The sequence below is a fragment of the Nocardioides cremeus genome (genome assembly GCF_030518195.1).
Lineage (GTDB): Bacteria > Actinomycetota > Actinomycetes > Propionibacteriales > Nocardioidaceae > Nocardioides > Nocardioides cremeus.
In genome coordinates, this window is record NZ_JAULSC010000405.1 from 1 (window position 1) to 229 (window position 229).

Below are 229 nucleotides of genomic sequence, written 5' to 3' on the forward strand. Positions count from 1 at the left end.
GTCGAGCACCCGGGCCCGTGGCCGGTGACCGCGCCGTTCGGCGCCGACCTGTCCACCGCGCTGCTGCGCGAGCTCGGCCACCCCGAGCTGCGGACCCTGTTCATCCGACGCCCCGGCCGCGCCGGCGCGGCCGACCGGTTGACCGGGCCGCGGCGCTGGTACCGGAGCCACGGCGGCCGGTTGCGCACCGGCCTGTGGCAGCGGCCCGACGAGCTGCTGGCCAGCCTCG

1 protein-coding gene is annotated in these 229 nt (G+C 79.5%); it reads left to right on the forward strand.

What is annotated here, in order from left to right; translation table 11 throughout:
- A partial coding sequence (locus tag QWJ41_RS21515) for a hypothetical protein (RefSeq protein WP_302710541.1) occupies positions 1-229 on the forward strand: 229 nt, incomplete at both ends.